The organism is Streptomyces sp. NPDC059718, assembly GCF_042733315.1.
Classification (GTDB): domain Bacteria; phylum Actinomycetota; class Actinomycetes; order Streptomycetales; family Streptomycetaceae; genus Actinacidiphila.
The window spans coordinates 75,757-100,008 of sequence record NZ_JBHWGA010000006.1 but is presented as its reverse complement, the minus strand read 5'-3'; the positions used below and the strand labels follow the sequence as shown (position 1 = coordinate 100,008).

Below are 24,252 nucleotides of genomic sequence, written 5' to 3'. Positions count from 1 at the left end.
ACTGCAAACCGGCCCCGTGCGCCAGGAGTTGAGGGCGGTGGTCCGCGCGGGCGCCGGTGCAACCCCGCGGCCCTCGTGGCGCGTCCTCGCGATTGACGGATCCACCGGGGGCGGGGGGACGCGTGCAGTACATCGAGGTCACGGAGCTGGCAGGGGTACGGTCGGCGGTCATGCGCTTCCGCAGTCGTGGGACGGCGCTGACCTTCGAGCTGTACGCGATGGTCCACCTGGCGGAGCCGGCGTTCTACGCGGAGGTGACGGCCCGTCTGCGCGCCTCGTGCGACCTGGTGATCGCCGAGGGCGTCCGGGGCGGTACGGCGGCGCTGGCGCTCACGCGGTCGTACCGCAGCCTCGCGGGCCACGAGCGACTCGGACTGGTCGTCCAGGACATCGACTTCGACACGCTGGGCGTGCCCGTGGTGTGCCCGGACATGACCGGTGAGGAGTTCGACGACAGGTGGCGGCGGGTGCCGCTCAGGGAGCGCGCGACGCTGGCCGCGCTCATCCCCGTCTACGTCGCGGGCATGCGGCTGCTCGGCACGCGCCGGTTCCTCGCCCGGCATCTGCAGCTCGAGGACCTGCCCAGCGACGAGGAGGAGGCGGCCGCGGAATTCTGGACGGGGACGGACGACCTGGTGGTGCACCGGCGCGACCGCCTGCTGATCGACGCGGTGACGCATGTGCACCGCGCCCGCGCCGGCCGTACCGAGCCGTTCACCGCCGGGATCCTGTACGGCGCGGGGCACATGCGCGCGGTGACCACGGCGCTGATGGACCTGGGCTACACGCCCGCCGGCTCGCAGTGGCTGACGGTCTTCACCCTCGACGACCCCCGGGCCGGCTGACCCGGCCCCGGGTACGGGGATACGGCACGGCCCCGGACCGTCGGGCCGTCAGGGGCCCACCGGGGTGACCCGGCCGTCCGCGAGCCGCTGGCCGCGCAGCAGGCGCCAGGCGGCGGTGGCGGCCAGCAGCAGGACGGCGCCGCCGGCGGCGGAGGCGGCCCGCAGGCCGTCGGTGAAGGCGGCGGGGTCGGCCGCGGCCGGGCCGCCGGAGATGCCGGTGACGACGGAACCCAGGAGGGCGATGCCGAGGGCGGCGCCGAGTTCGTACGCGGTCTCGGAGACGCCGGAGGCGGCACCGGCCTGCTGCGGCGGGACGCTGGAGAGGATGACGTCGGCCGTGACGGTGAACGACAGCCCGGCTCCGGCGCCGACGACCAGCAGGGCCGCGCCGAGGAAGAGGTAGCCCGTGCCGGGGCGCAGGGCCAGGAGGGCGAGCAGGGCGAGTCCGGTGGCGCCGAGGCCGCCCGTGACGGCGACCCGGACCGACCAGCGGCGCGCGGCGGCACCCGCGACGAGCCCGGTGGCGGCGGCGCCGAGGGTCGCCGGAAGTTCGCACAGTCCCGCCTGGAGCGGGGAGCGGCCCTGGACGAGCTGCAGGAACTGGGAGAGGAAGAAGACGCTCCCGGCGAGCCCGAGCACGGTGAGCAGGTCCGCCAGCACCGCGCCGGAGAAGCCCCGGTGCCGGAAGAGACGCATGTCCAGCAGCGGCTTGGGCAGGGCGAGTTGCCTGCGGACGAAGGTGTACAGGCAGGCCGCGCCGAGGACGCCGGCACCGGCCGCGCCGGGTCCGGGTCCGTGCACGGCGAGCTGCTTGACGCAGTAGACGACGCCGAACATGCCGAGCAGCGAGAGCAGGACGCTGGCCGGGTCCCAGGGGCCGGGCGCCGGGTCACGGGACTCGGGCAGCAACCGGGCGCCCACGACGAGCAGCAGGGCCATGACGGGCAGGTTGATGAGGAAGACCGAGCCCCACCAGAAGTGCTCGAGGAGGATCCCGCCGACGACCGGGCCGAGGGCGGCGCCCGCGGTCGAGACGGCGCCCCAGACGCCGATGGCGAAGCTCCGCTCGCGCGGGTCGGGGAAGAGGGTGCGGATGAGGGCCAGTGTGGACGGCATGAGGGTGGCGCCCGCGACGCCCATGAGGGCGCGGGCGGTGATGAGCATGCCGGGGGTGGTGGCGTACGCGGCGAGCACGGAGAGCGCGCCGAAGGCGGCGGTGCCGGTGAGCAGCAGCCGCTTGCGGCCGACGCGGTCGCCGAGGCCGCCCATGGAGACGAGCAGGCCGGCGATGACGAAGGAGTAGACGTCGCCGATCCACAGCAGTTGGGTGGAGGTGGGCCGCAGGTCCGCGCTGAGGAAGGGCACGGCCAGGCCGAGCACGGTGGCGTCGACGGCGATGAGCAGCAGCGCGAGGGTGAGGACGCCGAGGGCGAGCCAGCGCCCCGGGTGGCCGCGGTCGTCGTGGCGCGGGGTGGTGACGGGTGCGGCGGTGGTCACGACCCGCTCCGGGGGTCGCGCAGCATGCCGCCGAGCAGCAGTTCGGCGACCATGCGGGCGGAGTCGAGGCGGGCGATGCGGCCGTCCTGGACGGACCAGGCCGAAGCGGCGATGAGCGCGTACAGCGCCTCGACGAGCCAGGCGGGGGTCAGGTCGTAGCGGAACGCGCCGGCTTCCTGGCCGCGCCGGAAGAGGGCGGCGACCCGGGCGTCGATGCGCGCCCAGCCCTCGTTGATCTCGGCGACGTCGTAGATCTGGTTCTCGCCGTAGAGGAAGGCCAGGAAACCGGAGACGGGCACGGCCTCGGTGATGAGCCGGCGGACGGCCTCGACGGGGTCGCCCTCCTCGATGCGCGCTGCGTCCAGGCGCTCCTCGGTCTGCGCGATGCCGAGCAGGCCGAGGGCCCGCACCAGCGCGTCCCGGCCGGGGAAGTGCCGGTGGAGCGTGGCCCGGCTGATGCCGGCGGCCTTGGCGATCTCGTCCATGGAGGCGGTGGCACGCCGCGACAGCAGGTCGGCCGCGTCCCGCAGGACCTGCTCACGATCGAAGCTCATGAGACAAGGATAATCCAGATGAGACATGAGTGTCTCATGCGCGACGACGAAGAAGCCCGGCCGGGTGGACGGACCCGGCCGGGCTCCCTGCTCGCGGGATCAGCCCTTGGCCTGTGCCCACGCCAACTGGACGGCGAGGTCCCGCTTGACCTCGGCGAGCTGGACCACCACCGCCGACGGCGCGGTCCCGCCGCGGCCGTCGCGGGCGGCCAGCGCGCCGGGCACGTTCAGCACGGTGCGCACCTCGGGAGTGAGGTGCGGGGAGATCTTGGCGAACTGCTCGTCGGTCAGCTGCTCCAGCTCGATGTCCTCGGCCTCGCAGACCTTGACGCACTCCCCCGCGACCTCGTGTGCGACACGGAAGGGCACCCCCCGCTTCACCAGCCACTCGGCGATGTCCGTGGCGAGCGAGAAACCGGCCGGGGCGAGCTCCTCCATGCGCTCCCGGTGGACGGTGAGCGTGGCCATCATGCCCGTGAAGGCGGGCAGCAGGACCTCGAGGGTGTCGCAGGAGTCGAAGACCGGTTCCTTGTCCTCCTGCAGGTCGCGGTTGTACGCCAGGGGCAGCGCCTTCAGCGTGGCGAGCAGGCCGGTCAGGTTGCCGATGAGCCGCCCGGACTTGCCGCGGGCGAGTTCCGCGATGTCCGGGTTCTTCTTCTGCGGCATGATCGACGAACCGGTGGAGAAGGCGTCGTGGAGGGTGACGAAGGAGAACTCCTTCGTGTTCCAGATGATGACCTCCTCCGCGATCCGCGAGAGGTCGACGCCGATCATGGCGGTGACGAAGGCGAACTCGGCGACGAAGTCGCGCGAGGCCGTGCCGTCGATGGAGTTGGCCACCGAGCCGTGCTCGAAGCCGAGGTCCCTGGCGACCGCCTCCGGGTCGAGCCCGAGCGAGGAACCGGCCAGCGCGCCGGAGCCGTACGGCGAGACCGCGGTCCGCACGTCCCACTGACGCAGCCGCTCGGCGTCCCGGGACAGCGCCTGGACGTGGGCGAGCACATGGTGGGCGAAGAGCACCGGCTGGGCGTGCTGCAGGTGGGTGCGGCCGGGCATGGCGACGTCGATGTGCGTCTCGGCGAGCCGGACCAGGGCGTGCTGCAGCTCGGCGATCAGGCCCCCGATGATCCGGGCGTGGTCGCGCAGGTACATCCGGAAGAGCGTGGCGACCTGGTCGTTGCGGGACCGGCCGGCCCGCAGCTTGCCCCCGAGGTCGGGGCCGAGCCGCTCCAGCAGGCCGCGCTCCAGGGCGGTGTGGACGTCCTCGTCGGCGATGGTCCCGGTGAAGGAGCCGTCGGCGACGTCGGACTCCAGCTGGTCGAGGCCGGCGAGCATGCGGGTCAGCTCGACGTCGCTCAGCAGGCCCGCCTTGTGCAGCACGCGCGCGTGGGCGCGGGAGCCGGCGATGTCGTACGGCGCGAGCCGCCAGTCGAAGTGGACGGACGCGGAGAGTTTGGCCAGCGCCTCCGCGGGACCGTCGGCGAAACGGCCGCCCCAGAGCCGGACGTCGCCGCTGTTGGTGCTCACTGGTCTGCTCGCTTCCCTCGGGGGTGGATGTGCGGCCGCCTCCCCGCCGGCAGGGGCGGGGAGGCGGGCTGCCGTGGTCGAGGCTACTGACTAGGCCAGGTCGCGCTTGGCCGCGATCTTCGACGACATGCCGAAGATCTCGATGAAGCCCTTCGAGAGCGACTGGTCGAACGTGTCGCCGGTGTCGTAGGTCGCCAGGTTGAAGTCGTACAGGGACTGGTCGGACTTCCGGCCGGTGACGACGGCGCGGCCGCCGTGCAGGGTCATCCGGATGTCGCCCGTGACGTGCTGGTTGGCCTCGTCGATGAAGCCGTCCAGGGCCCGCTTGAGCGGGGAGAACCACAGGCCGTCGTAGACCAGCTCGCCCCAGCGCTGCTCGACCTGCCGCTTGTAGCGGGCGAGTTCGCGCTCGACGGTGACGTTCTCCAGCTCCTGGTGGGCGGTGATCAGGGCGATCGCGCCAGGAGCCTCGTACACCTCGCGGGACTTGATGCCGACCAGGCGGTCCTCGACCATGTCGATCCGGCCGACGCCCTGGGCGCCCGCGCGCTCGTTGAGCTGCTGGATGGCCTGCAGGACGGTGACCGGCTTGCCGTCGATGGCGACCGGGACGCCCTGCTTGAAGGTGATGACCACCTCGTCGGCCTCGCGGGGCCCGGCCGGGTTCTGGGTGTACTCGTAGACGTCCTCGATCGGGGCGTTCCAGATGTCCTCGAGGAAGCCGGTCTCCACGGCCCGCCCGAAGACGTTCTGGTCGATCGAGTAGGGGGACTTCTTGGTGGTGGCGATGGGGAGGTTCTTCTCCTCGCAGAACGCGATCGCCTTGTCCCGGGTCATCGCGTAGTCGCGGACGGGCGCGATGCAGGTCAGCTCGGGGGCGAGGGAGGAGATGCCGGCCTCGAAGCGGACCTGGTCGTTGCCCTTGCCGGTGCAGCCGTGGGCGACGATCGAGGCGCCGTGCTTCTTGGCGGCGGCCACCAGGTGCTTGACGATGGTCGGCCGGGAGAGCGCGGAGACCAGCGGGTAGCGGTCCATGTAGAGGGCGTTGGCCTTGATCGCCGGGAGGCAGTACTCGTCGGCGAACTCGTCCTTGGCGTCGGCGACCTCGGCCTCCACCGCGCCGCAGGCGAGCGCCCGCTTGCGGATGACGTCCAGGTCCTCGCCGCCCTGGCCGACGTCCACGGCCACGGCGATGACCTCGGCGCCGGTCTCCTCGGCGATCCATCCGATGGCGACGGAGGTGTCCAGTCCGCCCGAGTAGGCGAGTACGACGCGCTCGGTCACGGGTCTCTCCTTTGGTGCGCGAGGTCCGGTGCGTATGGCGGCGATGGTGATGCATACGCTGATGGGTATAAGTATGCACTCCCCCGCATGATTCGTCAATCGGCCGTGTCGCCGCAGCTCACCGGCGTGCCGGCCGCTCCCCGCGACAGCCGCGCCACGGACGATCGGACCGGTGCCCGGCCGCCCCGCGGAGCGCACGTCATTACCACATCGGCGCACGGCGCGTGGCGGAAAACCGGGCTTTGAGCAGGGGCGCGGAGCCGCGCGTACCCATGCGCATGGCGGCCACGACCACGATGATCCACAACAGCAGGGCGGGCAGGCGGCAGGCCATGCGCCGGATCCGGCCCCGCCGTTCCCCCGCGATCCCGCTGCTCCTCCTGGCCTGGGCGGGCGCCGCCGGGGTCGTGTGGCTGTGGTGGGGCAACACCCCCTACATCCAGCCGACCACGGCCGGCTGGCTCACCGCGGCGGGCCGGATCACCGGCCTGCTCGGCGGCTACGCCATCGCCCTGGTCGTCCTGCAGATGGCGCGCGTCCCCGCGCTGGAGCGGCGCGTGGGCAGCGACCGGGTGGCCCGCTGGCACGCGATGAGCGGCCGGTACGCCGTCTGCCTGGTCGTCGTCCACGTCGCGCTGATCCTGTGGGGCTACTCCGAGCAGTCCGGGCAGCCGCTCGTACAGCAGTCGGTCTCCGTGGTCCTGGACTACCCGCGGATGATCGAGGCGACGGCCGGCACCGTGCTGCTGCTGGTCATCGGCTTCGTCTCGGCGGGCGCCCTGCGCCGCCGGCTGCGCTACGAGACCTGGTACTACGTCCACCTGCTGACCTACGCAGCGGTCTACCTGACCTTCTGGCACCAATTGGCCACCGGCGCCGAGTTCGCGGGCAGCGCCACCGCGCGTGGCATCTGGTACGCGCTGTACGGCTCGGTGACGGGGCTGGTCCTCTGGTACCGGGTGCTGGTGCCGGTCCGGCTCAACATGAGGCACCGCATGCGGGTCGCGGAGACCGTCGAGGAGGCGCCGGGCGTGGTCTCGGTGCTGATCACGGGACGCCGGCTGCACCGCCTGGGCGCCGAGCCCGGCCAGTTCTTCCGCTGGCGCTTCCTCGCCCCGGGGCTGCGCTGGAGCGCCAACCCGTACTCGCTGTCGGCGCCGCCCCGGCCCGACCTGCTGCGGATCACCGTCAAGGCGGTGGGCGGCCACAGCTCCGCGCTGGCCTCGCTCGAACCCGGCACGCGGGTGTGGGCCGAGGGCCCCTACGGCGCCATGACGGCCTCCCGCCGCCGCGGCGGCAAGGTGCTGCTGCTGGCGGGCGGCGCCGGGATCACCCCGCTGCGGGCGCTGTTCGAGACGCTGCCGGCCGCGCCCGGCGACCTCACGCTGCTGTACCGGGCCCGCAGCAGGCAGGACCTCGCGCTGTGGGCGGAGCTGGAGGAGATCGCCGCCGAACGCGGCGCACGCCTGGTGTACGCGGTGAACGGATCCGGCGGCGCCCGCCCGGAGATCACCGCGCAGGGACTGCGGCGGATGCTGCCGGACATCGACCGGCACGACGTGTACCTGTGCGGCCCCCCGGGGCTGGCCGAGGAGTCGTACTCCGCGCTGCGCGAGGCGGGCGTGCCCGAACGCCGTATCCACCACGAGTCCTTCGAGATGTGAGGTCCGAGTGAAGAAGAAGCACCCGCTGCGCCGGATCCTCCTGAGCAGCGTGACGACCGTCTCCGGGGTCGTGCTGCTGCTCGCCCTGAAGCCGACGACGGCGCCCTTCACCTCGCAGGCCGGGGCCCCGGCACAGCAGGTGCCGCCGGTCTCCGCGGCCCCCTCGCCCGCCGGCCCGGACCCGTCGGTGCCGGTGGCCTCGGCCCCCGCGGACGGACGCGGCACCGGCGGGGCGCAGGACCCGGGGAAGCAGGGCGGCGCGCCCGCGCGGAAGACCGTCATCGGGGACGTCGCGCAGACCAGCTACGGCCCCGTCCAGGTCAAGATCACGGTCGACGGGGGGCGGATCGTCTCGGCCGCGGCCGTCCAGGCGCCCTCGGGCACCCCCACCAGCGACCAGCTCACCGCCACCGCCGTCCCGCAGCTCGACCAGGCCGCGGTCACCGCCCAGAGCGCGCAGATCGACACCGTCTCCGGTGCCTCCTTCACCAGCGAGGGCTACCGGAAGTCGCTGCAGAGCGCCCTGGACAAGGCCGGTGCCTGACGATGTCCGACAACCCTCCGCGCCTGCGGCACGTGGAGCACTGCATGGGGACGGTGTTCTCCTTCGACGTGCGCGGTGCCCGCGAGCCGCGCGTCCGGGCGGCCCTGGACGAGGCGGTGGCGGGCCTGCACCGGGTCGACGCGGTGTTCTCCACCTTCCGTGCCGACAGCGAGATCAGCCGGCTGGGCCGTGGTGAACTCGCCCTCGCGCAGTGCTCACCCGAGGTGCGCGAGGTCCTGGGGCTGTGCGAGGACGCCGAGCGCCGCACCGACGGCTGGTTCACCCCGCGCTACGCGGGCCCCGGCACCGCGCTCGACCCCACCGGCCTGGTCAAGGGCTGGGCGGTCGAGCGGGCCGCCAGGACGATCGCGGCGGCGGGCGCCGGAAAGGTCTGCCTCAACGGCGGCGGCGACGTCCAGCTGACCGGCGGCCCCTGGCGGGTCGGCATCGCCGATCCGCTGCGGCCCGGAGGGCTGGCCACCGTCGTCGAGGCGGACGGCGAGCTGGCCGTCGCCACCTCCGGTCCCGCCGAACGCGGCTGCCACATCCTCGACCCGCACACGGGTGCGCCGCCCGCCGGGGGACTCGCGTCGCTCACCGTGGTGTGCGCCTCCCTCACCGAGGCGGACACCTGGGCGACGGCCGGCTACGCCATGGGCGGCCGGGCCCGGGAATGGCTGGAAGGACTCCCCGATGTGGAGGCCTTCGCCGTCGCCCCCGACGGCACGACCTGGCACACCTCGGGATTCGGGCGTTTCGTCGCCAAGTTGAGCGCTTGACGATCAGCTGTTCCAGGTGGCAAGAATGCGTCACATGGATCTGCAACTGAACGGCAAGGTCGTGCTGGTCACCGGAGGGTCCGACGGACTCGGCGCGGCCCTTGTCCGGCGGCTGACCGCCGAGGGCGCCAAGGTGGCGCTGTGCGGACGTGACCCCGAGCGCATCGAGCACGTGGTGAAGGAACTGGGCGCCACCGGCGCCGACGTGCTGGGCGTGCCGGCCGACGTCACCCGCCCCGAGGACCTCGAGCGCTTCGTCGCCGCCGCCGACGGGCGCTGGGGACGGATCGACGCCGTGGTCAACAACGCCGGGCGCAGCGCGGCCGGCTTCTTCGAGCGCCAGGACGACTCGGTGTGGGAGGAGGACCTGCAGCTGAAGCTGCACGCCGCGGTGCGGCTGACCCGGCTGGCCCTCTCCCACCTGCGCGCCGCGGGGGGCGGCAGCGTCGTCAACACCCTCGCCGTCTCCGCCAAGGCCCCCGGCGCGGGCAGCACCCCGACCTCGGTCTCCCGCGCGGCCGGCCTCGCGCTGACCAAGGCACTGTCCAAGGAGCTCGGGCCCGACAACATCCGGGTCAACGCCGTGCTCGTCGGCCTGGTCGAGAGCGGCCAGTGGACCCGGCAGGCCGAGGAGCGCGGGATCACCGTCGAGGAGCTGTACGCCACGATGGGCCGCGAGTCCGGCATCCCGCTGGGCCGGGTGGGACGCGCCGAGGAGTTCGCGGACCTGGTGGCCTTCCTGCTGTCCGGCCGGGCCGGCTACGTCACCGGCACCGGCATCAACTTCGACGGGGGCCTGAGCCCCGTCGTCTGACCGGGCCCGGGGCCCGGTCCTAACCGCCCGCGGCCAGGCGCAGCAGGTGGTCGGCGACCGCCTGCCCGCCGGCCGGGTCGCGGCTGATCAGCATGACCGTGTCGTCGCCCGCGATCGTGCCGAGGATGTCGTACACCTCGGCCTGGTCGATCGCGGACGCGAAGAACTGCGCCGCGCCCGGCGGGGTGCGGACGACGACGAGGTTGGCCGAGGCCTCCGCGGAGATCAGCAGCTCGCCGGCGAGGCGGCTCATCCGCTCCTCCTTCACCGACTCCCCGAGCGGCGCCATGGGGGTGCGGAAACCGCCCTCGCTGGGCACGGCGTAGATGAGTTCGCCGTTGTTGGTACGGATCTTCACCGCGCCCAGTTCGTCGAGGTCACGGGAGAGCGTCGCCTGGGTGACGCTCAGCCCGTCGTCGGAGAGCAGCTTGGCGAGCTGGCTCTGGGACCGCACCGGCAGCCGGTTCAGGATGTCGACGATCCGCCGGTGGCGTGCCATCCGGGTCTGCGGTACGGCGGCGGCTCCCCCGCCGGCCTGCTGCTGCGCCTCGCTCATCGTCGTGTCATTCTCCGGATCGGTGTCCCTCTGCGGCATGTACGGCGTCGAGGACACCCGGCAGCGCCCCCAGGAACGCGTCCACCTCGGCGTCACCGAGGATCAGCGGCGGGGCGAGCCGCACCGTGTCGGGTACGGCGGCGTTCACCAGGAGTCCGGCGTCCTGAGCCGCCTTCTGCACCTGCGCGGAGAGCGGCTCGGTGAGCACGATACCCAGCAGGAGGCCCGCACCGCGCACGTGATCGACCAGAGGGTGGTCCAGCGCCTCGACGCCCTGGCGCAGTTTCTCGCCCTGGCGCTTGACGTTGTCCAGCACGCCCTCCTGGGCGATGGTGTCCAGGACGGCGAGCGCCGCGGCACAGGCCACCGGGTTGCCGCCGAAGGTGGTGCCGTGCTGACCGGGGGTCAGCAGATCGGCCGCGGGGCCGAAGGCGAGGGTGGCGCCGATGGGCAGTCCGCCGCCGAGCGCCTTGGCGAGGGTGACGACGTCCGGCTCGACGCCCTGCGCCTGGTGCTCGAACCAGTGGCCGGTGCGGCCGATGCCGGTCTGCACCTCGTCCATGACGAGCAGGGTGCCGGTGGCGCGGGTGATCTCCCGTGCGGCGGCCAGGTATCCGGCCGGGGGCACGATGACACCGTTCTCGCCCTGGACGGGCTCGAGCATCACCAGCGCGGTCCGCTCGGTGACGGCGGCGCGCAACGCGTCGGCGTCGCCGTACGGCACATGGGTGACGTCACCGGGCAGCGGGCGGAAGGACTCCTGCTTCCCCGGCTGCCCGGTGAGCGCGAGCGCGCCCATGGTGCGGCCGTGGAAGCCGCCGTCGGTGGCCACCATGTGCGTACGGCCCGTCAGCCGGCCGATCTTGAAGGCGGCTTCGTTGGCCTCGGCGCCGGAGTTGCAGAACAGCACGCGGCCGGGCCGGCCGGACAGCTGGAGCAGCCGCTCGGCGAGGGCGACCGTGGGCTCGGCGATGAAGAAGTTGGAGACGTGGCCGAGGGTCGCGATCTGCTCCGAGACCGCGCGGACGACGGCGGGGTGGGCGGTGCCGAGGGCGTTGACCGCGATGCCGCCGAGGAAGTCCAGGTACTCGTTGCCGTCGGCGTCCCAGTACCGGGCGCCCTCGCCGCGGACCAGGGGCAGCCGCGGGGTGCCGTAGTTGTCCATCAGGGAGCCCCGCCAGCGCCGTGTGAGCGCCTCGTTCCCCTGGTCGCCGGTCCCGGTCATGCCCGTCCCCCTTCGTGTCGCGATGTGCCGCCCGCCGCTTCGACGCCGTCGGGTACCACCATCGTGCCGATTCCCTCGTCGGTGAAGATCTCCAGCAGGATCGAGTGCTGGACCCGCCCGTCGATGACCCGGGCGGTGTGGACGCCGTTGCGCACCGCGTGCAGGCACCCCTCCATCTTGGGCACCATGCCGCTGGACAGCTCGGGCAGCAGTTTCTCCAGCTCGCTCGCGGTGAGCCGGCTGATCACCTCGTCGCTGTTCGGCCAGTCCTCGTACAGGCCCTCGACGTCCGTGAGGACCATCAGGGTCTCCGCGCCGAGCGCGGCCGCGAGCGCCGCCGCGGCGGTGTCGGCGTTGACGTTGTAGATGTGGCCGTCGTCGGCGCTGCGGGCGATGGAGGAGACGACCGGGATGCGGCCGTCGTCCAGCAGGGCCCGGATGGCGCCGGTGTCGATCTCGGTGATCTGCCCGACCCGGCCGATGTCGACGGCCTCGCCGTCGATCATCGGGCGGTGCCGGGTCGCGCTGATGGTGTGGGCGTCCTCGCCGGTCAGGCCGACGGCGAGCGGGCCGTGCTGGTTGAGCAGGTTGACCAGCTCGCGCTGCACCTGCCCGGCGAGCACCATGCGGACGACGTCCATGGCCTCCGGGGTGGTGACCCGCAGCCCCGCCTTGAACTCGCTGACCAGGCCCTGCTTGTCGAGCTGCGCGCTGATCTGCGGGCCGCCGCCGTGCACCACGACCGGCTTGAGGCCGGCGTGCCGCAGGAAGACGACGTCCTGGGCGAAGGCCGCCTTCAGCGCCTCGTCGACCATGGCGTTGCCGCCGAACTTGATGACGACCGTCTTGCCGTGGTGCCGGGTCAGCCAGGGCAGCGCCTCGATCAGGATCTGCGCCTTGGGCAGGGCGGTGTGCTTGCGGGCGCTCATGAGCTGTAGGCGCTGTTCTCGTGGACGTACTCGGCGGTCAGGTCGTTGGTCCAGATGGTCGCGGTCTCGGTGCCGGCGGCGAGGTCGGCGGTGATGTGGACCTCGCGGTAGCGCATGTCGACCAGCTCGCGGTCCTCGCCGACGGAGCCGGACTTGCAGACCCACACGCCGTTGATCGCGACGTTGAGGCGGTCCGGCTCGAAGGCGGCGGAGGTGGTGCCGATCGCCGAGAGCACCCGTCCCCAGTTGGGGTCCTCGCCGTGGATCGCGCACTTGAGGAGGTTGTTGCGGGCGATGGAGCGGCCCACCTCGACGGCGTCGTCCTCGGTCGCGGCGTTGACGACCTCGATCTTGATGTCCTTGGAGGCGCCTTCGGCGTCGCGGATCAGCTGGCGGGCGAGGTCGGCGCAGACCTGTTCGACGGCGGCGGCGAAGGGCTCCGGTGCGGGGGTGACGCCGGAGGCGCCGGAGCCGAGCAGCAGCACCGTGTCGTTGGTCGACATGCAGCCGTCGGAGTCGGCCCGGTCGAAGGTGGTGCGGGTGGCGGCGCGCAGCGCCCCGTCGAGGGCGGCGGAGTCCAGGTCGGCGTCGGTGGTGAGGACGACCAGCATGGTGGCCAGGCCCGGTGCGAGCATGCCCGCGCCCTTGGCCATGCCGCCGACCGTCCAGCCCTCGCCCTCGTACACGGCGGTCTTGTGGACGGTGTCGGTGGTCTTGATGGCGATGGCGGCCTTCTCGCCGCCGTGGGCGGAGAGCTCGGCCGCCGCCTTGGCGACGCCCGGCAGGAGCTTGTCCATCGGCAGCCGGACGCCGATCAGCCCGGTGGAGCAGACGGCGACCTCCCCCGCGCTCTGCCCGAGGGCGTCGGCGACCGCCTCGGCGGTGGCGTGGGTGTCCTGGAAGCCCAGGGGGCCCGTACAGGCGTTGGCGCCACCGGAGTTGAGGACGACGGCGGAGACCTGGCCTCCCTTGAGGACCTGCTCCGACCACAGGACGGGGGCGGCCTTGACGCGGTTGGAGGTGAAGACGCCGGCCGCGGCGAGCCGCGGACCGTTGTTCACCACGAGGGCGAGGTCCGGGTTGCCGTTCTCCTTGATCCCGGCGGCGATGCCCGCCGCCGTGAATCCCCGTGCTGCCGTGACGCTCACTGTGTCGTCTCCTTGTCCGCTTGTGGGCCGACGCACCGCAGGGGCGCGGCCTTCGCCGTGATGTCGGTGTACGGCCCGGTCACCGGGGCGGTGCCGTGCGCGTCGGCCCCCGCGCCGCAGGGCGCGGCCCGGGTGAGCAGCTCGGCGACGGCGCGGCGGGCGCGGGCGGCGGGGCGGGGGGTCATGGTGCGACCCCCGCGGTGCTCAGGCCCAGTCCCTCGGGGAGGCCGAGCGCGATGTTCATGCTCTGCACGGCGCCGCCGGCGGTCCCCTTGGTGAGGTTGTCGATGGCGCTGACGACGACGACCCGGCCGGCGGCCTCGTCGTACGCGACCTGGATCAGCGCGGCGTTCGAGCCGTACACGGCGGCGGTGGCGGGCCACTGGCCCTCCGGCAGCAGGTGCGCGAACGGTTCGTCGGCCAGCGCCTTCTCGTAGGCGGCCCGTACGGCGTCGGCGGTCGTGCCGGGCCTGGCCTTGGCGCTGCAGGTGGCGAGGATGCCGCGGGGCATCGGCGCCAGCGTCGGGGTGAAGGAGACGGAGACCCGCTCCCCGGCCACGCCGGAGAGGTTCTGGATCATCTCGGGGGTGTGCCGGTGCGTACCGCCGACGCCGTACGGGGTCATGTTGCCCATGACCTCGCTGCCCAGCAGGTGCGGCTTGGCGGCCTTGCCCGCACCGGAGGTGCCGGACGCGGCGACGACGACGGCCTCGGGCTCCACCAGGCCCGCCGCGTACGCGGGGAAGAGCGCGAGCGTGACCGCGGTGGGGTAGCAACCGGGCACCGCGATGCGCCTGGAGCCCGCCAGCGCGGCGCGCGCCCCCGGCAGCTCCGGAAGGCCGTACGGCCACGTGCCCGCGTGCGGGGAGCCGTAGAACCGCTCCCAGTCCGCGGCGTCCTCGAGCCGGAAGTCGGCGCCGCAGTCGACGACGAGGGCCGTGTCACCGAGCTGCTCGGCGACGGCGGCCGACTGCCCGTGCGGCAGCGCGAGGAAGACGACGTCGTGTCCGGCCAGCGCCTCCACGTCGGTCGCCTCCAGCACGCGGTCGGCCAGCGGCAGCAGATGCGGCTGCAGGCCGCCGAGGCGCTGCCCGGCGTTGGTGTTCCCGGTGAGCGCGCCGATCTCGATCTCGGGGTGGTTCAGCAACAAGCGCAGGATCTCCCCGCCCGCGTACCCGCTCGCTCCCGCCACCGCTGCCCGGAATGCCATGGACCCTCCTCTTCGATGGCATGACTATACGGCGCTCGGAACTTTTATGCAAAGCTTTCCGGCCCGTTTCCGGCCCCGCCGCCCTGGGGCGCGGTGGGGCGCCCCGGAGTCCGGCGAGTCTCGGCGCCCCGGTTGGCGTCCGGACTTCCGCCCGGTGGCGGCCGCGCGCCGACCGGCGAACACTGGGCGAACTCTCCGCAGGTCAGCCCGGCGGGACGACGGAGCCCGGCCCGGCGCCTCCCCGCTCCGGCCGGATCCGGGCCGTATCGTCCGTGCCCGTCCTCACCCCGTCTACGAACGGCGGCGGGGCTTGCCGCGCTTCGCCGGGCGGGGGGTCTTGGCGGACGTACGGCCGGACGACCTGCCCGCGGCGGGCTTGCGCCGCGCCGCCCCCTCCTCGGGGCGCTGCTTCTTCGGCTGCGGCTGGGCCTGGGTCTGGGTACGGCCGCGGGTGCTGTTGACGGTGCGGCCGCGCACGATGCCGATGAAGTCCTCGACCCGGTCGGTCGTGGTGTCCTCGCGCCACGACAGGGCCACCCGCGACTGCGGGGCGTCGACGACCGTGCGGTAGGTGAGGTCGCGCCGGTGGTGCAGACGCGCCAGCGACTGCGGCACGACCAGCACCCCCACGCCCGCCGCGACGAGCTCGACGGCGTCCGCGGTCGTGGCCGGGCGCTCGATCGCGGGCCGCCCGGGGAGCTCCCCCCAGTCCAGGGTGTCGTCGAGGGGGTGGAACACCACGTCGTCGGCCAGGTCCGCCAGCGACACCTCCTCGGCGGCCGCCACGAGGTGGTCCTTGGGGACGACGACGACCGTCGTCTCCGTGTAGAGGGGGATGGCGCTGAGGTCCGTCCGGTCGATCGGCAGCCGTACGAAGCCCGCGTCCGCGTCGAGGCCGCGGAGCATCCCGGGAACCTCGGCGGCCGTGACCATGACGAGCTCGAGCGGGACGTCCGGCAGCCGCTCCTGCCAGATCCGCACCCATTTGGCGGGGGTCACGCCCGGGACGTAGGCGAGGCGGAACGAGGGGGGAGCTTCCGAGCCGGTCATCCGGCCAGGCTACCCCGGCGCCGGTCGGGGACCGCTCCCGCGATCGATATCCTTGAGGCATGACGTCGCACCAATCCGCCCAGACCATGAAGCCCGCCACGGCGGCGAAGAAGCTGGGTGTGTACCTCGAGGCCACCCCCGCCGAGTTCCGGGAGGGCGTCGTGTCGCGCGACGAGCTGAACGCGCTGCAGGCCGACCCGCCCGAGTGGCTCCGGGAGCTGCGCCGCAACGGCCCGCACCCGCGCCCGGTGGTGGCGGCGAAGCTGGGCATCTCCAACTCCGGCCTCGCCCGCGGCGGGGTCACCGAGGCGCTCACCACGGAGCAGATCGAGGCCCTGAAGCAGGAAGAGCCCGAGTGGCTGCAGAAGGAGCGCGCCACCCAGGCCGAGGTCCGCAAGGAGGCCGCCCGCCTCAAGGAGCGCGACGCGGAGCGCGCCGACGGCGCCGACGCCTGACGCCCCCACCCTCGCCGCCGTACGCCGCCCCGCGCCCACCGCGCGGGGCGGCGTCGTTTCCACGCCCACGGCGCTGCACCGTGGGCACAGGGCGGCTCCCGCCACCCCCACAAAGCGCGTTCCGGTCCGTTGACAGCGCGGTGGGCGCGTCGCAGACTCAGTGCTCAAACGTTCAATGAACGATAGTTCACTGTGCGAACGAGGGCGTTCGCGTGCCAGACAGGGGCTGCCATGACCATCACCCGCGAACTGCTGATCGGCGGCAAGGACGTCCCGGCCGTCTCCGGACGCACGGCCGAGGACGTGAGCCCCTTCACCGGGGAGGTGTACGCGACCGTGGCCGCCGGGGGTGTCGAGGACATCACCCGGGCGGTGGACGCGGCCGAGGCCGCGTTCCCGGAGTGGGCGGCGCTCAGCCCGTTCGCGCGGCGCAAGATCTTCCTGACCGCGGCCGACCTGCTGGAGGCCCGCACCGAGCAGGCCGCCGAGATCATGGCGCACGAGGCCGGCGGCACGCGCCCCTGGGCGTACTTCAACGTCGGGCTGGCCGCCAACATCCTGCGCGAGGTGGCCGCCGCCATCACGGCGCCGCGCGGTGAGGTGCTGAGCGCGCAGGAGGAGGGCGTCCTCGGCATGGCGGTGCGCGAGCCGGTCGGCGTCGTGGGCGCCTTCGCGCCGTGGAACGCCCCGGTCATCCTGGGTGTCCGCGCGGTCGCCGCGCCGCTGGCGGCGGGCAACACGGTGGTGGTGAAGCCGAGCGAGGACGCCCCGGTGGCCTGCGGCCTGTTCGTCGCGGACGTGCTGCGCGAGGCCGGGCTGCCCGACGGCGTGCTGAACGTGGTGACCAACGCCCGTGAGGACGCGGCGGCGGTCGCCGAGGCCCTCATCGCCGACCCGAGGGTCCGCATCGTCAACTTCACCGGGTCGACCGAGGTCGGGCGGATCATCGGCACCCATGCCGCGCGCCACCTCAAGCCCGCCGTGCTGGAGCTCGGCGGCAAGAACGCGATCGTCGTGCTGGACGACGCCGACGTGGACTACGCCGTCGACGCCGCCGTCTTCGGCGTCTTCCTCAACTCCGGGCAGATCTGCATGTCCGGCGACCGGATCCTCGTCCACGAGAGCCTCGCCGAGGAGTTCACGGCCAAGTTCGCCGCCAAGGTCGGCACGCTGCCCTCGGGCGACCCCTCGCACCCGCACACCGTGATCGGCCCGCTGGTGAGCTCCGCCTCCGCGCGGCGCGTCGCGGAGCTGGTGCGGGACGCGGTCGCCAAGGGCGCCACCGTGCTGACCGGCGGCGGTGAGCCGGACGGCGCGGTGCACCCGGCCACCGTGCTGCGGGACGTGCCCAAGGACGCGGAGGTCTACTACGGGGAGGCCTTCGGCCCCGTCGTCACCGTGGCCTCCTTCGCCGACGACGACGAGGCCGTGGCCCTGGCCAACGACACCGACCACGGTCTGACCGCGGGCGTCATCACCGAGAACGGCACCCACGGCCTCGCCGTCGCCCGTCGGCTGCGCACCGGCATCGTGCACGTCAACGACCAGTCCGTGGCGGACGAGCCGCAGGCGCCGTTCGGCGGCTTCAAGGCCTCCGGCTACGGCCGCTTCGGCGGCCGCTGGGGCCTGGAGGCGTTCTCCAACACCCGCTGGGTCACCCTGGCCACGCAGCAGGCGCACTACCCGTTCTGAACCCCGTGGCGAGCGGGGCGTAGGGTCCGGCCATGGACGATCCGGTCGGCGCGGCCCGTGCCCTGCTCGCAGAACGCTTCCCCGACGCCCTCGGGGCTTCCTGGGCGGGTCCACGGCCCGCGGTGAGGGGACGGCGACGTCCGACCTGGACGTGGTCGTCGTCCTCGATCCGCCCGCCGGGTGCCACGCGGAATCACTCATCTGGGGCTCCTGGCCGGTCGAGCTCTTCGTGCACACCCCCGAGTCGGCGCGCGCCTTCATGGGGTGGGACCGCGATCGCGGCAGCGGCACGATGGCGTTCATGTGCGCGCGGGGCGTCGTCCTGCTCGACCGCGACGGCACCGCCGCCCGGCTGCGCGACACGGCGGAGCGCATCCTCGCCGCCGGCCCGCCCGCCGTCCCGGACGCCGAGCGCGACCACCGGCGCTACGCCGTCACCGAACTGCGCGACGACCTCCTCGGCGCCCGGGACGAGGAGGAACTCCTCGCCGTGGCCGCTGCCCTGCTGGACCGCGCCGCCACCCTGCTGCTCGGTACGCGCGGCCACTGGCGCGGTGACGGCAAGTGGCTGCCCCGCCGGCTGCGCGAGGCCGACCCCGAGCTCGCGGGGCTCCTGCTCGGCGGTTACCGGGATCTCGTCCGCGGCGGCCCGCGCGAGCCCTTCGCCGCGGCGGTCGACGCGGTGCTGCACGCCTGCGGCGGCCCGCTGTGGGCGGGGCACCGGCGCAGCCCGGACCCGCGCATGCCGGCGGAACTCGGCCTGCGGCCGGACTGAGCCCCGGGCCCGGTTCCAGGGGGTGCGGAGCGGACGCCCGAACCTAGACTGGAGGGGCAAGGCTGCGGACCGCCGAGTTCTCAGGAGGTCTACCGATGCACGCGAACAAGGGTGACCGGGTCAGGCAGCACGGGCGGGTAGTCGGCCAGCACGACAAGGTGGCCGAGATCGTCGAGGTCATGGGGCAGGAGGGCGAGCCGCCGTACCGCGTCCGGTACGACGACGGGCACGAGTGCATCCTGTCCCCCGGACCGGACTCGACGGTGGAGCACGGGCGGGGCGCGACCCCCACCCGCTGAACCGTTCCGTGCCGGATCGTGCCGGACCGCGGCCGTCGCACCAAGCGGCCGCGGTCCCGCTCGACGTGGTTCCGCACGCCCCGGTCAGGAACGGGGCGTGCGGACCCGCGTCGTGTAGTGGTCGGCGACGACCCGGGACATCGCCCCGATGGGGTCGGCAGCGACCTCCTTGGCGGAGAAGAAGACGTTGCCGAGCACCTGGGGATGGTTCCGGTCCAGTGCGAGGTGGCGGGAGAGTTCGGCCGGGTCCTGCCAGGCCTTGGCCTCGCCCGCGGCGCCCGCGCGGTACAGGGCCTCGCCGATGTAGAGATGGACGCGGGTGCCGTCGACGACCTGCGCCCACCAGGGCACGAGCGTGGCGTAGTCGGCGACGTCGAAGCCGATGTGCCAGTACACCTGCGGCACGATGTAGTCGATCCAGCCCTTGCGGACCCAGCCGCGTGTGTCGGCGTAGAGGTCGTCGTACGTCTGGACCCCGCCGCGGGTGTCGGAGCCGCGCGGGTCCGTGCGGCGGTTGCGCCAGACGGCGAAGGGGCTGACGCCGAAGCGGGTGCCGGGGCGCAGCGCCCGGATGCGGGCGGCGGTCTCGCTGACGAGCAGGTCGATGTTGTCGCGCCGCCAGGAGGCGAGGTCGTCGAAGCCCTCCCCGTACCGGGCGAAGGCGTCGTCGTCGGCGAAGTGCCGACCGACGACCGGATAGGGGTAGAAGTAGTCGTCCCAGTGCACCCCGTCGACGGGGTAGCGGCGGACGGCGTCGAGCATGGCGTCCTGCACGAAGCGCCGCACCTGGGGAAGCCCCGGGTTGTAGTAGAGCTTGCCGCCGTACGCGACGACCCAGTCGGGGTTGACCCGGGCCGGGTGGTCCGGGGCGAGCCGTTCCGGGTCGTCGTGGGTGGCGACGCGGAACGGGTTGAACCAGGCGTGCAGTTCCAGCCCGCGCGCGTGCGCCTCCGCCACGGCCGTGCCGAGCGGGTCCCAGCCGGGGTCCCGCCCCTGGACCCCGGTCAGGAACTCCGACCAGGGCTCGTACGGGGACGGCCACAGCGCGTCGGCGGTCGGCCGGACCTGCATGACGACCGCGTTGAGGCGCCGCTCGACGGCGAGGTCCAGGTATCCGAGGAGTTCGTCGTGCTGCTGACGGGCCGACAGCCCGCGGGCCGAGGGCCAGTCGCGGTTGGCGACCGTCGCCAGCCACATGCCGCGGAACTGCCCCGGCGCGCCGGGTCCGCCCGTCACCGCCCCGGCCGTCCCCTCCGCCGCCCTCGCGACCTCGCCCGCGGCGAGGACGGTGCCGAGTGCCCCGGCGGCGCCCGCGGCGAAGCTCCTGCGTGAGAGTCGGCGCATGGCTGTCCCCTGATCGCCCGTCATATTCATATTTCGCTGATACTGGGCCGAATCGGTCCGTCCGGCAACCTCCCAGGACCCCGGCGTGTCCGGGGCGCCCCCGGGCCCCGCCCGCCCCGTGCGGCGCCCGCGTCGCCCCCGGCGCGCGGGCGTCACCGGCGATGTCGGGGCCGGTCAACGGGGCGGCCGGGCCCGTCGGAGCGGGCCGCACCGGGACCCGGACCGGTACGCCGGCCGGGTGTAATGTCGAGCGGGCTGGTCCGGACCTCACGACGGTCCGGGTCTCCATCTCGCGATCAGGGAGAGGCTGGGCGTTGAACGACGACATCCGTTATGTCGGTGTGGTGGGCTGTGGCCAGATGGGCGCGGGTATCGCCGAGGTGTGCGCCCGGGCCGGACTGGACGTCCGGGTGGCGGAGACCACCGGCGAGGCCCTGGAACTGGGCCGGACGCGGCTGACGAGCTCGCTGCAGAAGGCTGCGGAACGCGGCAAGATCACCGAGGAGGAGCGCGACGCCGCGCTCGAGCGCCTCTCCTTCACCACCGACCTGGGCGACTTCGCCGACCGCGACCTCGTCATCGAGGCCGTCGTCGAGAACGAGCAGGTCAAGACCGAGATCTTCCAGGTGCTCGACCAGGTGGTGACCCGCCGCGACGCGATCCTGGCCTCGAACACCTCCTCCATCCCGCTGGTGAAGCTCGCCGTGGCGACCTCCCGCCCGGAGCAGGTGATCGGCATCCACTTCTTCAACCCGGCGCCGGTGCAGAAGCTCGTCGAGCTGATCCCCGCCCTCACCACCGACGGCCAGACGCTGGTGCGCGCCGAGAAGCTCGTCACCGACGTGCTGGGCAAGCACCCGATCCGGGCCCAGGACCGCGCGGGCTTCGTGGTCAACGCGCTGCTCATCCCGTACCTGCTGTCGTCGATCCGGATGTTCGAGACCGGCATCGCCAGCCGCGAGGACATCGACAACGGCATGGAGATGGGCTGCGCCCACCCGATGGGCCCGCTCAAGCTCTCCGACCTGATCGGGCTGGACACCGTGGCCTCGGTCGCCGACTCGATGTACGAGGAGTTCAAGGAGCCGCTCTACGCCGCTCCCCCGCTGCTCCAGCGCATGGTCGACGCGGGCCGGCTCGGCCGCAAGAGCGGCCACGGCTTCTACGACTACGTGTAGTTCGGCGTCCGCGCCGTCGGCTCCCGCCGCGCGTCGAGCCGGGCCAGTTCCGCCCTGGCCCGGGCCTCGACCGGGGCGGCGCCGACCGCGGAGCTGATCTCCACGGCCTCGACCAGGGCGCCCCGGGCCGCCGATGCCCGCCGCGGACGGCGCTCGGCGGCGCCCAGCACGATCAGCGTGCGGGCGAGGTCGATGGGGAGCGAACGGCCGCGCAACCGGTCGGCGGCGGCCTGGATGCGGGTGACGCCCCGCTTGGAACGGCCCAGCACGCAGTCGCGGAGCCCCTCGGCGCGGTCCAGGGCGGACTGCACGCTGGCGGAGGGCCGGGCCCCGGCGCGGCGGCGCGCCGCGCGCAGGATCTCGGCGGCGGAGTCCGTGTCGCCGAGGATGACGGTCGCCTCGGCCAGGTCCCCGTACCAGCGCAGCATCACCGGGTCGGCGATGCCCATCGTCTCCCCCAGCCTGCGCACCTGCCGCAGGGTCTCGACGGCCGCCGCGGTGTTCTCCCGCCCCCCGGCCAGCAGTTGCGCCCGGCCGCGGACGCCCAGGGCCCGCAGCAGGAAGAGCTGGTCCCCGTCGGTCATGCAGGCCCGGATGGTGCGGTCGGCGAGCTCCAACGCGCGCTCCAGGCGCCCCCCGGCGGTCTCGGCGAGCGCGGCGGCGTACAGCACCGGCGGTGAGTCGCTGCCGGCCCTGACGGGGAGCACGGCGCAGCGGGCGACGTTGTCCAGGGCCTCGCGGCAGCGTCCGGACCGCACCTGGATGCGGATCAGCGCCACCAGCGTGGCGGCGGTCTCCTCGACCGAGGCGTACTCGCCGGTCCTGCCGAGGAGACCGGCCACCTCGCCCTCCGCCTCGGTGATGCGGTCGGCGTCGGCGGCCAGGATCGCGCGGGTGCGCACCAGTTCGCGGGCGCCGGGCCCGTCGGGCGGCACCGGGAGGCCGAACGCCTCGCCCAGCGCCGACTCGGCGGCCCCGGCCTCGCCGTGCAGCGCGTGCAGCCGGGCGAGCAGCGCCAGGGCGGCCACGCGGGTGTCGACGGCGTCGGCCTGGACCGCGATGTCGGCGGCCCGGCGGGCGTGGGCGGAGGCCTGCGCGGGCCGCCCGCCGATGAGGTGCCGCAGGGCGGCCCAGTGGTGCAGCCGGGCCTCCAGCTCGGGATGTCCCTCGGCCTCCACCAGGCCGTCCGAGATGAGGCGGCCCGCGGCGCCGAGCGCCTGGCCGGCGTTGCCGAGCATGATCAGCCGGGCCAGTACCCGCTGCCGGGCGGAGGCGGCCTCGGCGAGCACGGTCTCCGCGGCCCGGTCGGCGTCGCCCCGCAGCCCGGCGTCGCTGGCGTACTCGGCCGCGGCCAGCAGCCGGTCGGCGCGCTCGGCCGGGCGGTCCTCGGGGGTACGGCGGACGGCCAGGGCGGCCAGTTCCGCGGCGGTGGCGGGGGCGCCGCGGCGGCGCGCGGACCCGGCGGCGGCGGTGAGCGTGGCCGCGGTGGCCTCGTCGGCGTTCGGGTGGGCCAGGGCCAGGTGCCGCGCCTGTTCCACGGGCTCGGGGACCACCCGGGACAGCAGCTTGTGCGCGGTGCGCCGGCCGTGCTCGGGAGCGTCGGTGTACACGGCGGCCCGGATCAGCGGGTGCTGGAAGCGAATCGTTCCTTCGGTGTCGGCCGCGGCGACCCCCAGGCTCTCCGCGGTGCCCAGGTCGCCCTCCGGGTCCGGGATCCCCGCGGCGCCGAGCAGCGGCAGCGTGGGGCGGGCCGCGGCGCTGGCGACCAGCAGCGTCTGCCGGGCGGAGGCGGGCAGCAGCCGCACCCGGTCCAGCAGCAGGTCGCGCAGCCGCGGCGGTACGGACAGCACGTCCCCGGCCTCGAAGGGCGTGCCCTCCCGCAGCAGGGCGCGGCCGAGTTCGAGGGCGTACAGCGGATTGCCCGCGGCCGTGTCCTGGACGGCCCGCACGGCGCGCTCGGGCAGCTCCGCCCCGGAGTCGTCCAGCAGCAGCTCGGCCACGTCGCCGTCGGACAGCCCAGGCACGAGCAGCGCCGTGGTGCCCGGCGGGCAGCACCGCAACCCGGGCGGCTCCTCGCCCTCAGCGACCCGCTCGGCGGCCAGGAAGCGCACGCCCTCGCCCGGCGGGAGCCGCCGCAGCGCAAGCGACAGGACCTCCGCGCTGGACACGTCGAGCCACTGCAGGTCGTCGACGACGATCAGCACGGGGCCGGCCGCCGCGAGCGCCCGCAGCAGCTCGACGGCCGCGTCGCGCACGGCCAGCCGGCTCTGCGTCGTGACGGGCTCGTGCCCCCGCAGCAGCGCCGCCCGCAGCGCGGCCCGGGGCCCTACGGTCAGCCCGTCGACGTACTCCTCCGGCACCCGGGCGAAGAGGTCCATCAGCGCCACGAAGGGCAGCTTGGCGTCCTCCTCGACGGGCACCGCCCGCAGCACGGAGCCTCCCGGCGGGACCTCGTCGGTCAGCGCCGCGAGCAGGGCGGACTTGCCGATCCCGGCCGCTCCGTGGAGCAGTACACCCGGACCGGCGGTCAGCTGTGTCCGGGCATGGTCGAGGATCTCCCGACGCCCGATCAGGGACGGCATATGCTCATGACAACGTTTGCCCAACTGCCTTGTCAATGGCCGCAGTCACGTCGCCCTCCGGGTTGCCCCATGTCGTCCCTTGCGGCCGGTTGTCGTGTGCGGGTTGTGTGCGCCTGCGGCGGGCGTCCCCCACTCGCCCTCCCGATTGCCCGGCGCGGTCAGTGACCGCCTCGCGCGGTCGTTGCGGGGTCGGGGCCGCGCCGGCGCACGTCTCCCCCAGCCTTCGGCCGGGGGGACCCCCATGGGTGCACCCCGCCACACCCCCTCCTGTTCGGTTGGAGCGCATGAACGCCGGTGGGGG

At 73.8% G+C, this 24,252-nt stretch carries 24 protein-coding genes and 1 pseudogene; 11 read left to right on the top strand and 14 right to left on the bottom strand.

Annotation, left to right across the window (positions count from 1 at the left end):
- Window positions 1–122 precede the first annotated feature (122 nt).
- A complete protein-coding gene (locus tag ACFV3E_RS09590; protein ID WP_500534177.1) occupies window positions 123–845 on the top strand; it encodes a hypothetical protein in 723 nt (240 codons plus the stop codon).
- 48 nt (window positions 846–893) lie between these two features.
- On the opposite strand, the gene ACFV3E_RS09585 is transcribed toward ACFV3E_RS09590, so the two are convergent.
- The 4 genes from ACFV3E_RS09585 to ACFV3E_RS09570 form a co-directional block, all read right to left on the bottom strand.
- Window positions 894–2,342 carry an MFS transporter gene (locus tag ACFV3E_RS09585; RefSeq protein WP_500534176.1) on the bottom strand — a complete coding sequence of 483 codons (1,449 nt, stop codon included), beginning with the start codon at window positions 2,340–2,342 and terminating at the stop codon, window positions 894–896.
- Window positions 2,339–2,896: a TetR/AcrR family transcriptional regulator gene (locus tag ACFV3E_RS09580; RefSeq protein ID WP_500534175.1), complete on the bottom strand. Its 558-nt coding sequence runs from the start codon at window positions 2,894–2,896 to the stop codon at window positions 2,339–2,341. Before ACFV3E_RS09580 ends, ACFV3E_RS09585 begins: the two co-directional genes overlap by 4 nt.
- Window positions 2,897–2,995: 99 nt before the next feature.
- Window positions 2,996–4,423: an argininosuccinate lyase gene (gene argH, locus ACFV3E_RS09575; protein ID WP_500534174.1), complete on the bottom strand. Its 1,428-nt coding sequence runs from the start codon at window positions 4,421–4,423 to the stop codon at window positions 2,996–2,998.
- A 90-nt stretch (window positions 4,424–4,513) separates the two neighbouring features.
- A complete protein-coding gene (locus tag ACFV3E_RS09570; RefSeq protein ID WP_499510858.1) occupies window positions 4,514–5,707 on the bottom strand; it encodes an argininosuccinate synthase in 1,194 nt (397 codons plus the stop codon).
- A 278-nt stretch (window positions 5,708–5,985) separates the two neighbouring features.
- On the opposite strand from ACFV3E_RS09570, the gene ACFV3E_RS09565 reads away from it, so the two are divergent.
- The 4 genes from ACFV3E_RS09565 to ACFV3E_RS09550 are packed head-to-tail and all read left to right on the top strand — an operon-like array spanning window position 5,986 to window position 9,508.
- Window positions 5,986–7,371, top strand: coding sequence for a ferredoxin reductase family protein (locus ACFV3E_RS09565; RefSeq protein ID WP_500534173.1), 1,386 nt, complete (start codon window positions 5,986–5,988; stop codon window positions 7,369–7,371).
- A 7-nt stretch (window positions 7,372–7,378) separates the two neighbouring features.
- On the top strand, window positions 7,379–7,915 hold the full coding sequence (locus tag ACFV3E_RS09560) for an FMN-binding protein (RefSeq protein WP_500534172.1): 537 nt from the start codon (window positions 7,379–7,381) through the stop codon (window positions 7,913–7,915).
- A gap of 2 nt (window positions 7,916–7,917) precedes the next feature.
- On the top strand, window positions 7,918–8,694 hold the full coding sequence (locus tag ACFV3E_RS09555) for an FAD:protein FMN transferase (RefSeq protein ID WP_500534171.1): 777 nt from the start codon (window positions 7,918–7,920) through the stop codon (window positions 8,692–8,694).
- Window positions 8,695–8,728: 34 nt separating this feature from the next.
- Window positions 8,729–9,508, top strand: coding sequence for an SDR family oxidoreductase (locus tag ACFV3E_RS09550; protein WP_500534170.1), 780 nt, complete (start codon window positions 8,729–8,731; stop codon window positions 9,506–9,508).
- A gap of 19 nt (window positions 9,509–9,527) precedes the next feature.
- On the opposite strand, the gene ACFV3E_RS09545 is transcribed toward ACFV3E_RS09550, so the two are convergent.
- From ACFV3E_RS09545 to ACFV3E_RS09515, 7 genes are all read right to left on the bottom strand, one after another.
- Window positions 9,528–10,064, bottom strand: a complete 537-nt coding sequence (locus ACFV3E_RS09545) for an arginine repressor (protein WP_499510863.1) — start codon at window positions 10,062–10,064, stop codon at window positions 9,528–9,530.
- A gap of 7 nt (window positions 10,065–10,071) precedes the next feature.
- Entirely contained in the window at window positions 10,072–11,289 is a 1,218-nt protein-coding gene (locus ACFV3E_RS09540; RefSeq protein WP_500534169.1) for an acetylornithine transaminase, read from the bottom strand.
- On the bottom strand, window positions 11,286–12,218 hold the full coding sequence (gene argB / locus ACFV3E_RS09535; protein ID WP_500370493.1) for an acetylglutamate kinase: 933 nt from the start codon (window positions 12,216–12,218) through the stop codon (window positions 11,286–11,288). Before argB ends, ACFV3E_RS09540 begins: the two co-directional genes overlap by 4 nt.
- A complete protein-coding gene (gene argJ, locus ACFV3E_RS09530) occupies window positions 12,215–13,366 on the bottom strand; it encodes a bifunctional glutamate N-acetyltransferase/amino-acid acetyltransferase ArgJ (protein WP_500370492.1) in 1,152 nt (383 codons plus the stop codon). Before argJ ends, argB begins: the two co-directional genes overlap by 4 nt.
- Entirely contained in the window at window positions 13,363–13,551 is a 189-nt protein-coding gene (locus ACFV3E_RS09525) for a hypothetical protein (RefSeq protein ID WP_500534168.1), read from the bottom strand. The genes argJ and ACFV3E_RS09525 overlap by 4 nt, the downstream gene beginning before the upstream one ends.
- On the bottom strand, window positions 13,548–14,576 hold the full coding sequence (gene argC, locus ACFV3E_RS09520) for an N-acetyl-gamma-glutamyl-phosphate reductase (protein WP_500534167.1): 1,029 nt from the start codon (window positions 14,574–14,576) through the stop codon (window positions 13,548–13,550). Before argC ends, ACFV3E_RS09525 begins: the two co-directional genes overlap by 4 nt.
- Window positions 14,577–14,867: 291 nt before the next feature.
- Complete coding sequence (locus ACFV3E_RS09515; protein ID WP_500534166.1) at window positions 14,868–15,626, bottom strand: LysR substrate-binding domain-containing protein; 759 nt, start codon at window positions 15,624–15,626, stop codon at window positions 14,868–14,870.
- A gap of 59 nt (window positions 15,627–15,685) precedes the next feature.
- Between ACFV3E_RS09515 and ACFV3E_RS09510 the strand changes: the two genes are divergently transcribed.
- From ACFV3E_RS09510 to ACFV3E_RS09500, 3 genes and pseudogenes are all read left to right on the top strand, one after another.
- Window positions 15,686–16,081: a DUF5997 family protein gene (locus ACFV3E_RS09510; protein ID WP_499510878.1), complete on the top strand. Its 396-nt coding sequence runs from the start codon at window positions 15,686–15,688 to the stop codon at window positions 16,079–16,081.
- A gap of 231 nt (window positions 16,082–16,312) precedes the next feature.
- Window positions 16,313–17,773 carry an aldehyde dehydrogenase family protein gene (locus tag ACFV3E_RS09505; RefSeq protein WP_500534165.1) on the top strand — a complete coding sequence of 487 codons (1,461 nt, stop codon included), beginning with the start codon at window positions 16,313–16,315 and terminating at the stop codon, window positions 17,771–17,773.
- Between the two features lie 100 nt (window positions 17,774–17,873).
- Window positions 17,874–17,936, top strand: a pseudogene (locus ACFV3E_RS09500) (nucleotidyltransferase domain-containing protein); the annotation flags it as partial.
- A 30-nt stretch (window positions 17,937–17,966) separates the two neighbouring features.
- Here the strand turns inward: ACFV3E_RS09500 and ACFV3E_RS09495 are convergent.
- A complete protein-coding gene (locus tag ACFV3E_RS09495) occupies window positions 17,967–18,320 on the bottom strand; it encodes a DUF8054 family protein (RefSeq protein ID WP_500534164.1) in 354 nt (117 codons plus the stop codon).
- Here ACFV3E_RS09495 and ACFV3E_RS09490 point away from each other — a divergent pair.
- Together ACFV3E_RS09490 and ACFV3E_RS09485 are read left to right on the top strand one after the other, a co-directional pair.
- Complete coding sequence (locus tag ACFV3E_RS09490; protein WP_500534163.1) at window positions 18,264–18,548, top strand: hypothetical protein; 285 nt, start codon at window positions 18,264–18,266, stop codon at window positions 18,546–18,548. The genes ACFV3E_RS09495 and ACFV3E_RS09490 overlap by 57 nt on opposite strands.
- A 95-nt stretch (window positions 18,549–18,643) precedes the next feature.
- A complete protein-coding gene (locus tag ACFV3E_RS09485; protein ID WP_499510881.1) occupies window positions 18,644–18,847 on the top strand; it encodes a DUF1918 domain-containing protein in 204 nt (67 codons plus the stop codon).
- An 84-nt stretch (window positions 18,848–18,931) separates the two neighbouring features.
- On the opposite strand, the gene ACFV3E_RS09480 is transcribed toward ACFV3E_RS09485, so the two are convergent.
- The gene (locus tag ACFV3E_RS09480) at window positions 18,932–20,191 is read right to left on the bottom strand and encodes a glycoside hydrolase family 10-like protein (protein ID WP_500534162.1); all 1,260 of its coding nucleotides are present in this window, start codon (window positions 20,189–20,191) and stop codon (window positions 18,932–18,934) included.
- 314 nt (window positions 20,192–20,505) lie between these two features.
- Between ACFV3E_RS09480 and ACFV3E_RS09475 the strand changes: the two genes are divergently transcribed.
- Window positions 20,506–21,369 carry a 3-hydroxybutyryl-CoA dehydrogenase gene (locus ACFV3E_RS09475; RefSeq protein WP_500370485.1) on the top strand — a complete coding sequence of 288 codons (864 nt, stop codon included), beginning with the start codon at window positions 20,506–20,508 and terminating at the stop codon, window positions 21,367–21,369.
- Here ACFV3E_RS09475 and ACFV3E_RS09470 read toward each other — a convergent pair.
- Window positions 21,360–23,951: an AAA family ATPase gene (locus ACFV3E_RS09470; protein WP_500534161.1), complete on the bottom strand. Its 2,592-nt coding sequence runs from the start codon at window positions 23,949–23,951 to the stop codon at window positions 21,360–21,362. The two genes, ACFV3E_RS09475 and ACFV3E_RS09470, sit on opposite strands and share 10 nt — an antisense overlap.
- Window positions 23,952–24,252: the final 301 nt, after the last annotated feature.

Coding starts and splice junctions, on each gene's coding strand:
- ACFV3E_RS09510 (WP_499510878.1), top strand. CDS start 15,686: ATGACGTCGCACCAATCCGCCCAGACCATGAAGCCCGCCACGGCGGCG.
- ACFV3E_RS09565 (WP_500534173.1), top strand. CDS start 5,986: ATGGCGGCCACGACCACGATGATCCACAACAGCAGGGCGGGCAGGCGG.
- argB (WP_500370493.1), bottom strand. CDS start 12,218: ATGAGCGCCCGCAAGCACACCGCCCTGCCCAAGGCGCAGATCCTGATC.
- argC (WP_500534167.1), bottom strand. CDS start 14,576: ATGGCATTCCGGGCAGCGGTGGCGGGAGCGAGCGGGTACGCGGGCGGG.
- ACFV3E_RS09505 (WP_500534165.1), top strand. CDS start 16,313: ATGACCATCACCCGCGAACTGCTGATCGGCGGCAAGGACGTCCCGGCC.
- ACFV3E_RS09545 (WP_499510863.1), bottom strand. CDS start 10,064: ATGAGCGAGGCGCAGCAGCAGGCCGGCGGGGGAGCCGCCGCCGTACCG.
- ACFV3E_RS09550 (WP_500534170.1), top strand. CDS start 8,729: ATGGATCTGCAACTGAACGGCAAGGTCGTGCTGGTCACCGGAGGGTCC.
- ACFV3E_RS09515 (WP_500534166.1), bottom strand. CDS start 15,626: ATGACCGGCTCGGAAGCTCCCCCCTCGTTCCGCCTCGCCTACGTCCCG.
- ACFV3E_RS09580 (WP_500534175.1), bottom strand. CDS start 2,896: ATGAGCTTCGATCGTGAGCAGGTCCTGCGGGACGCGGCCGACCTGCTG.
- ACFV3E_RS09480 (WP_500534162.1), bottom strand. CDS start 20,191: ATGCGCCGACTCTCACGCAGGAGCTTCGCCGCGGGCGCCGCCGGGGCA.
- ACFV3E_RS09540 (WP_500534169.1), bottom strand. CDS start 11,289: ATGACCGGGACCGGCGACCAGGGGAACGAGGCGCTCACACGGCGCTGG.
- ACFV3E_RS09525 (WP_500534168.1), bottom strand. CDS start 13,551: ATGACCCCCCGCCCCGCCGCCCGCGCCCGCCGCGCCGTCGCCGAGCTG.
- ACFV3E_RS09485 (WP_499510881.1), top strand. CDS start 18,644: ATGCACGCGAACAAGGGTGACCGGGTCAGGCAGCACGGGCGGGTAGTC.
- ACFV3E_RS09555 (WP_500534171.1), top strand. CDS start 7,918: ATGTCCGACAACCCTCCGCGCCTGCGGCACGTGGAGCACTGCATGGGG.
- ACFV3E_RS09470 (WP_500534161.1), bottom strand. CDS start 23,951: ATGCCGTCCCTGATCGGGCGTCGGGAGATCCTCGACCATGCCCGGACA.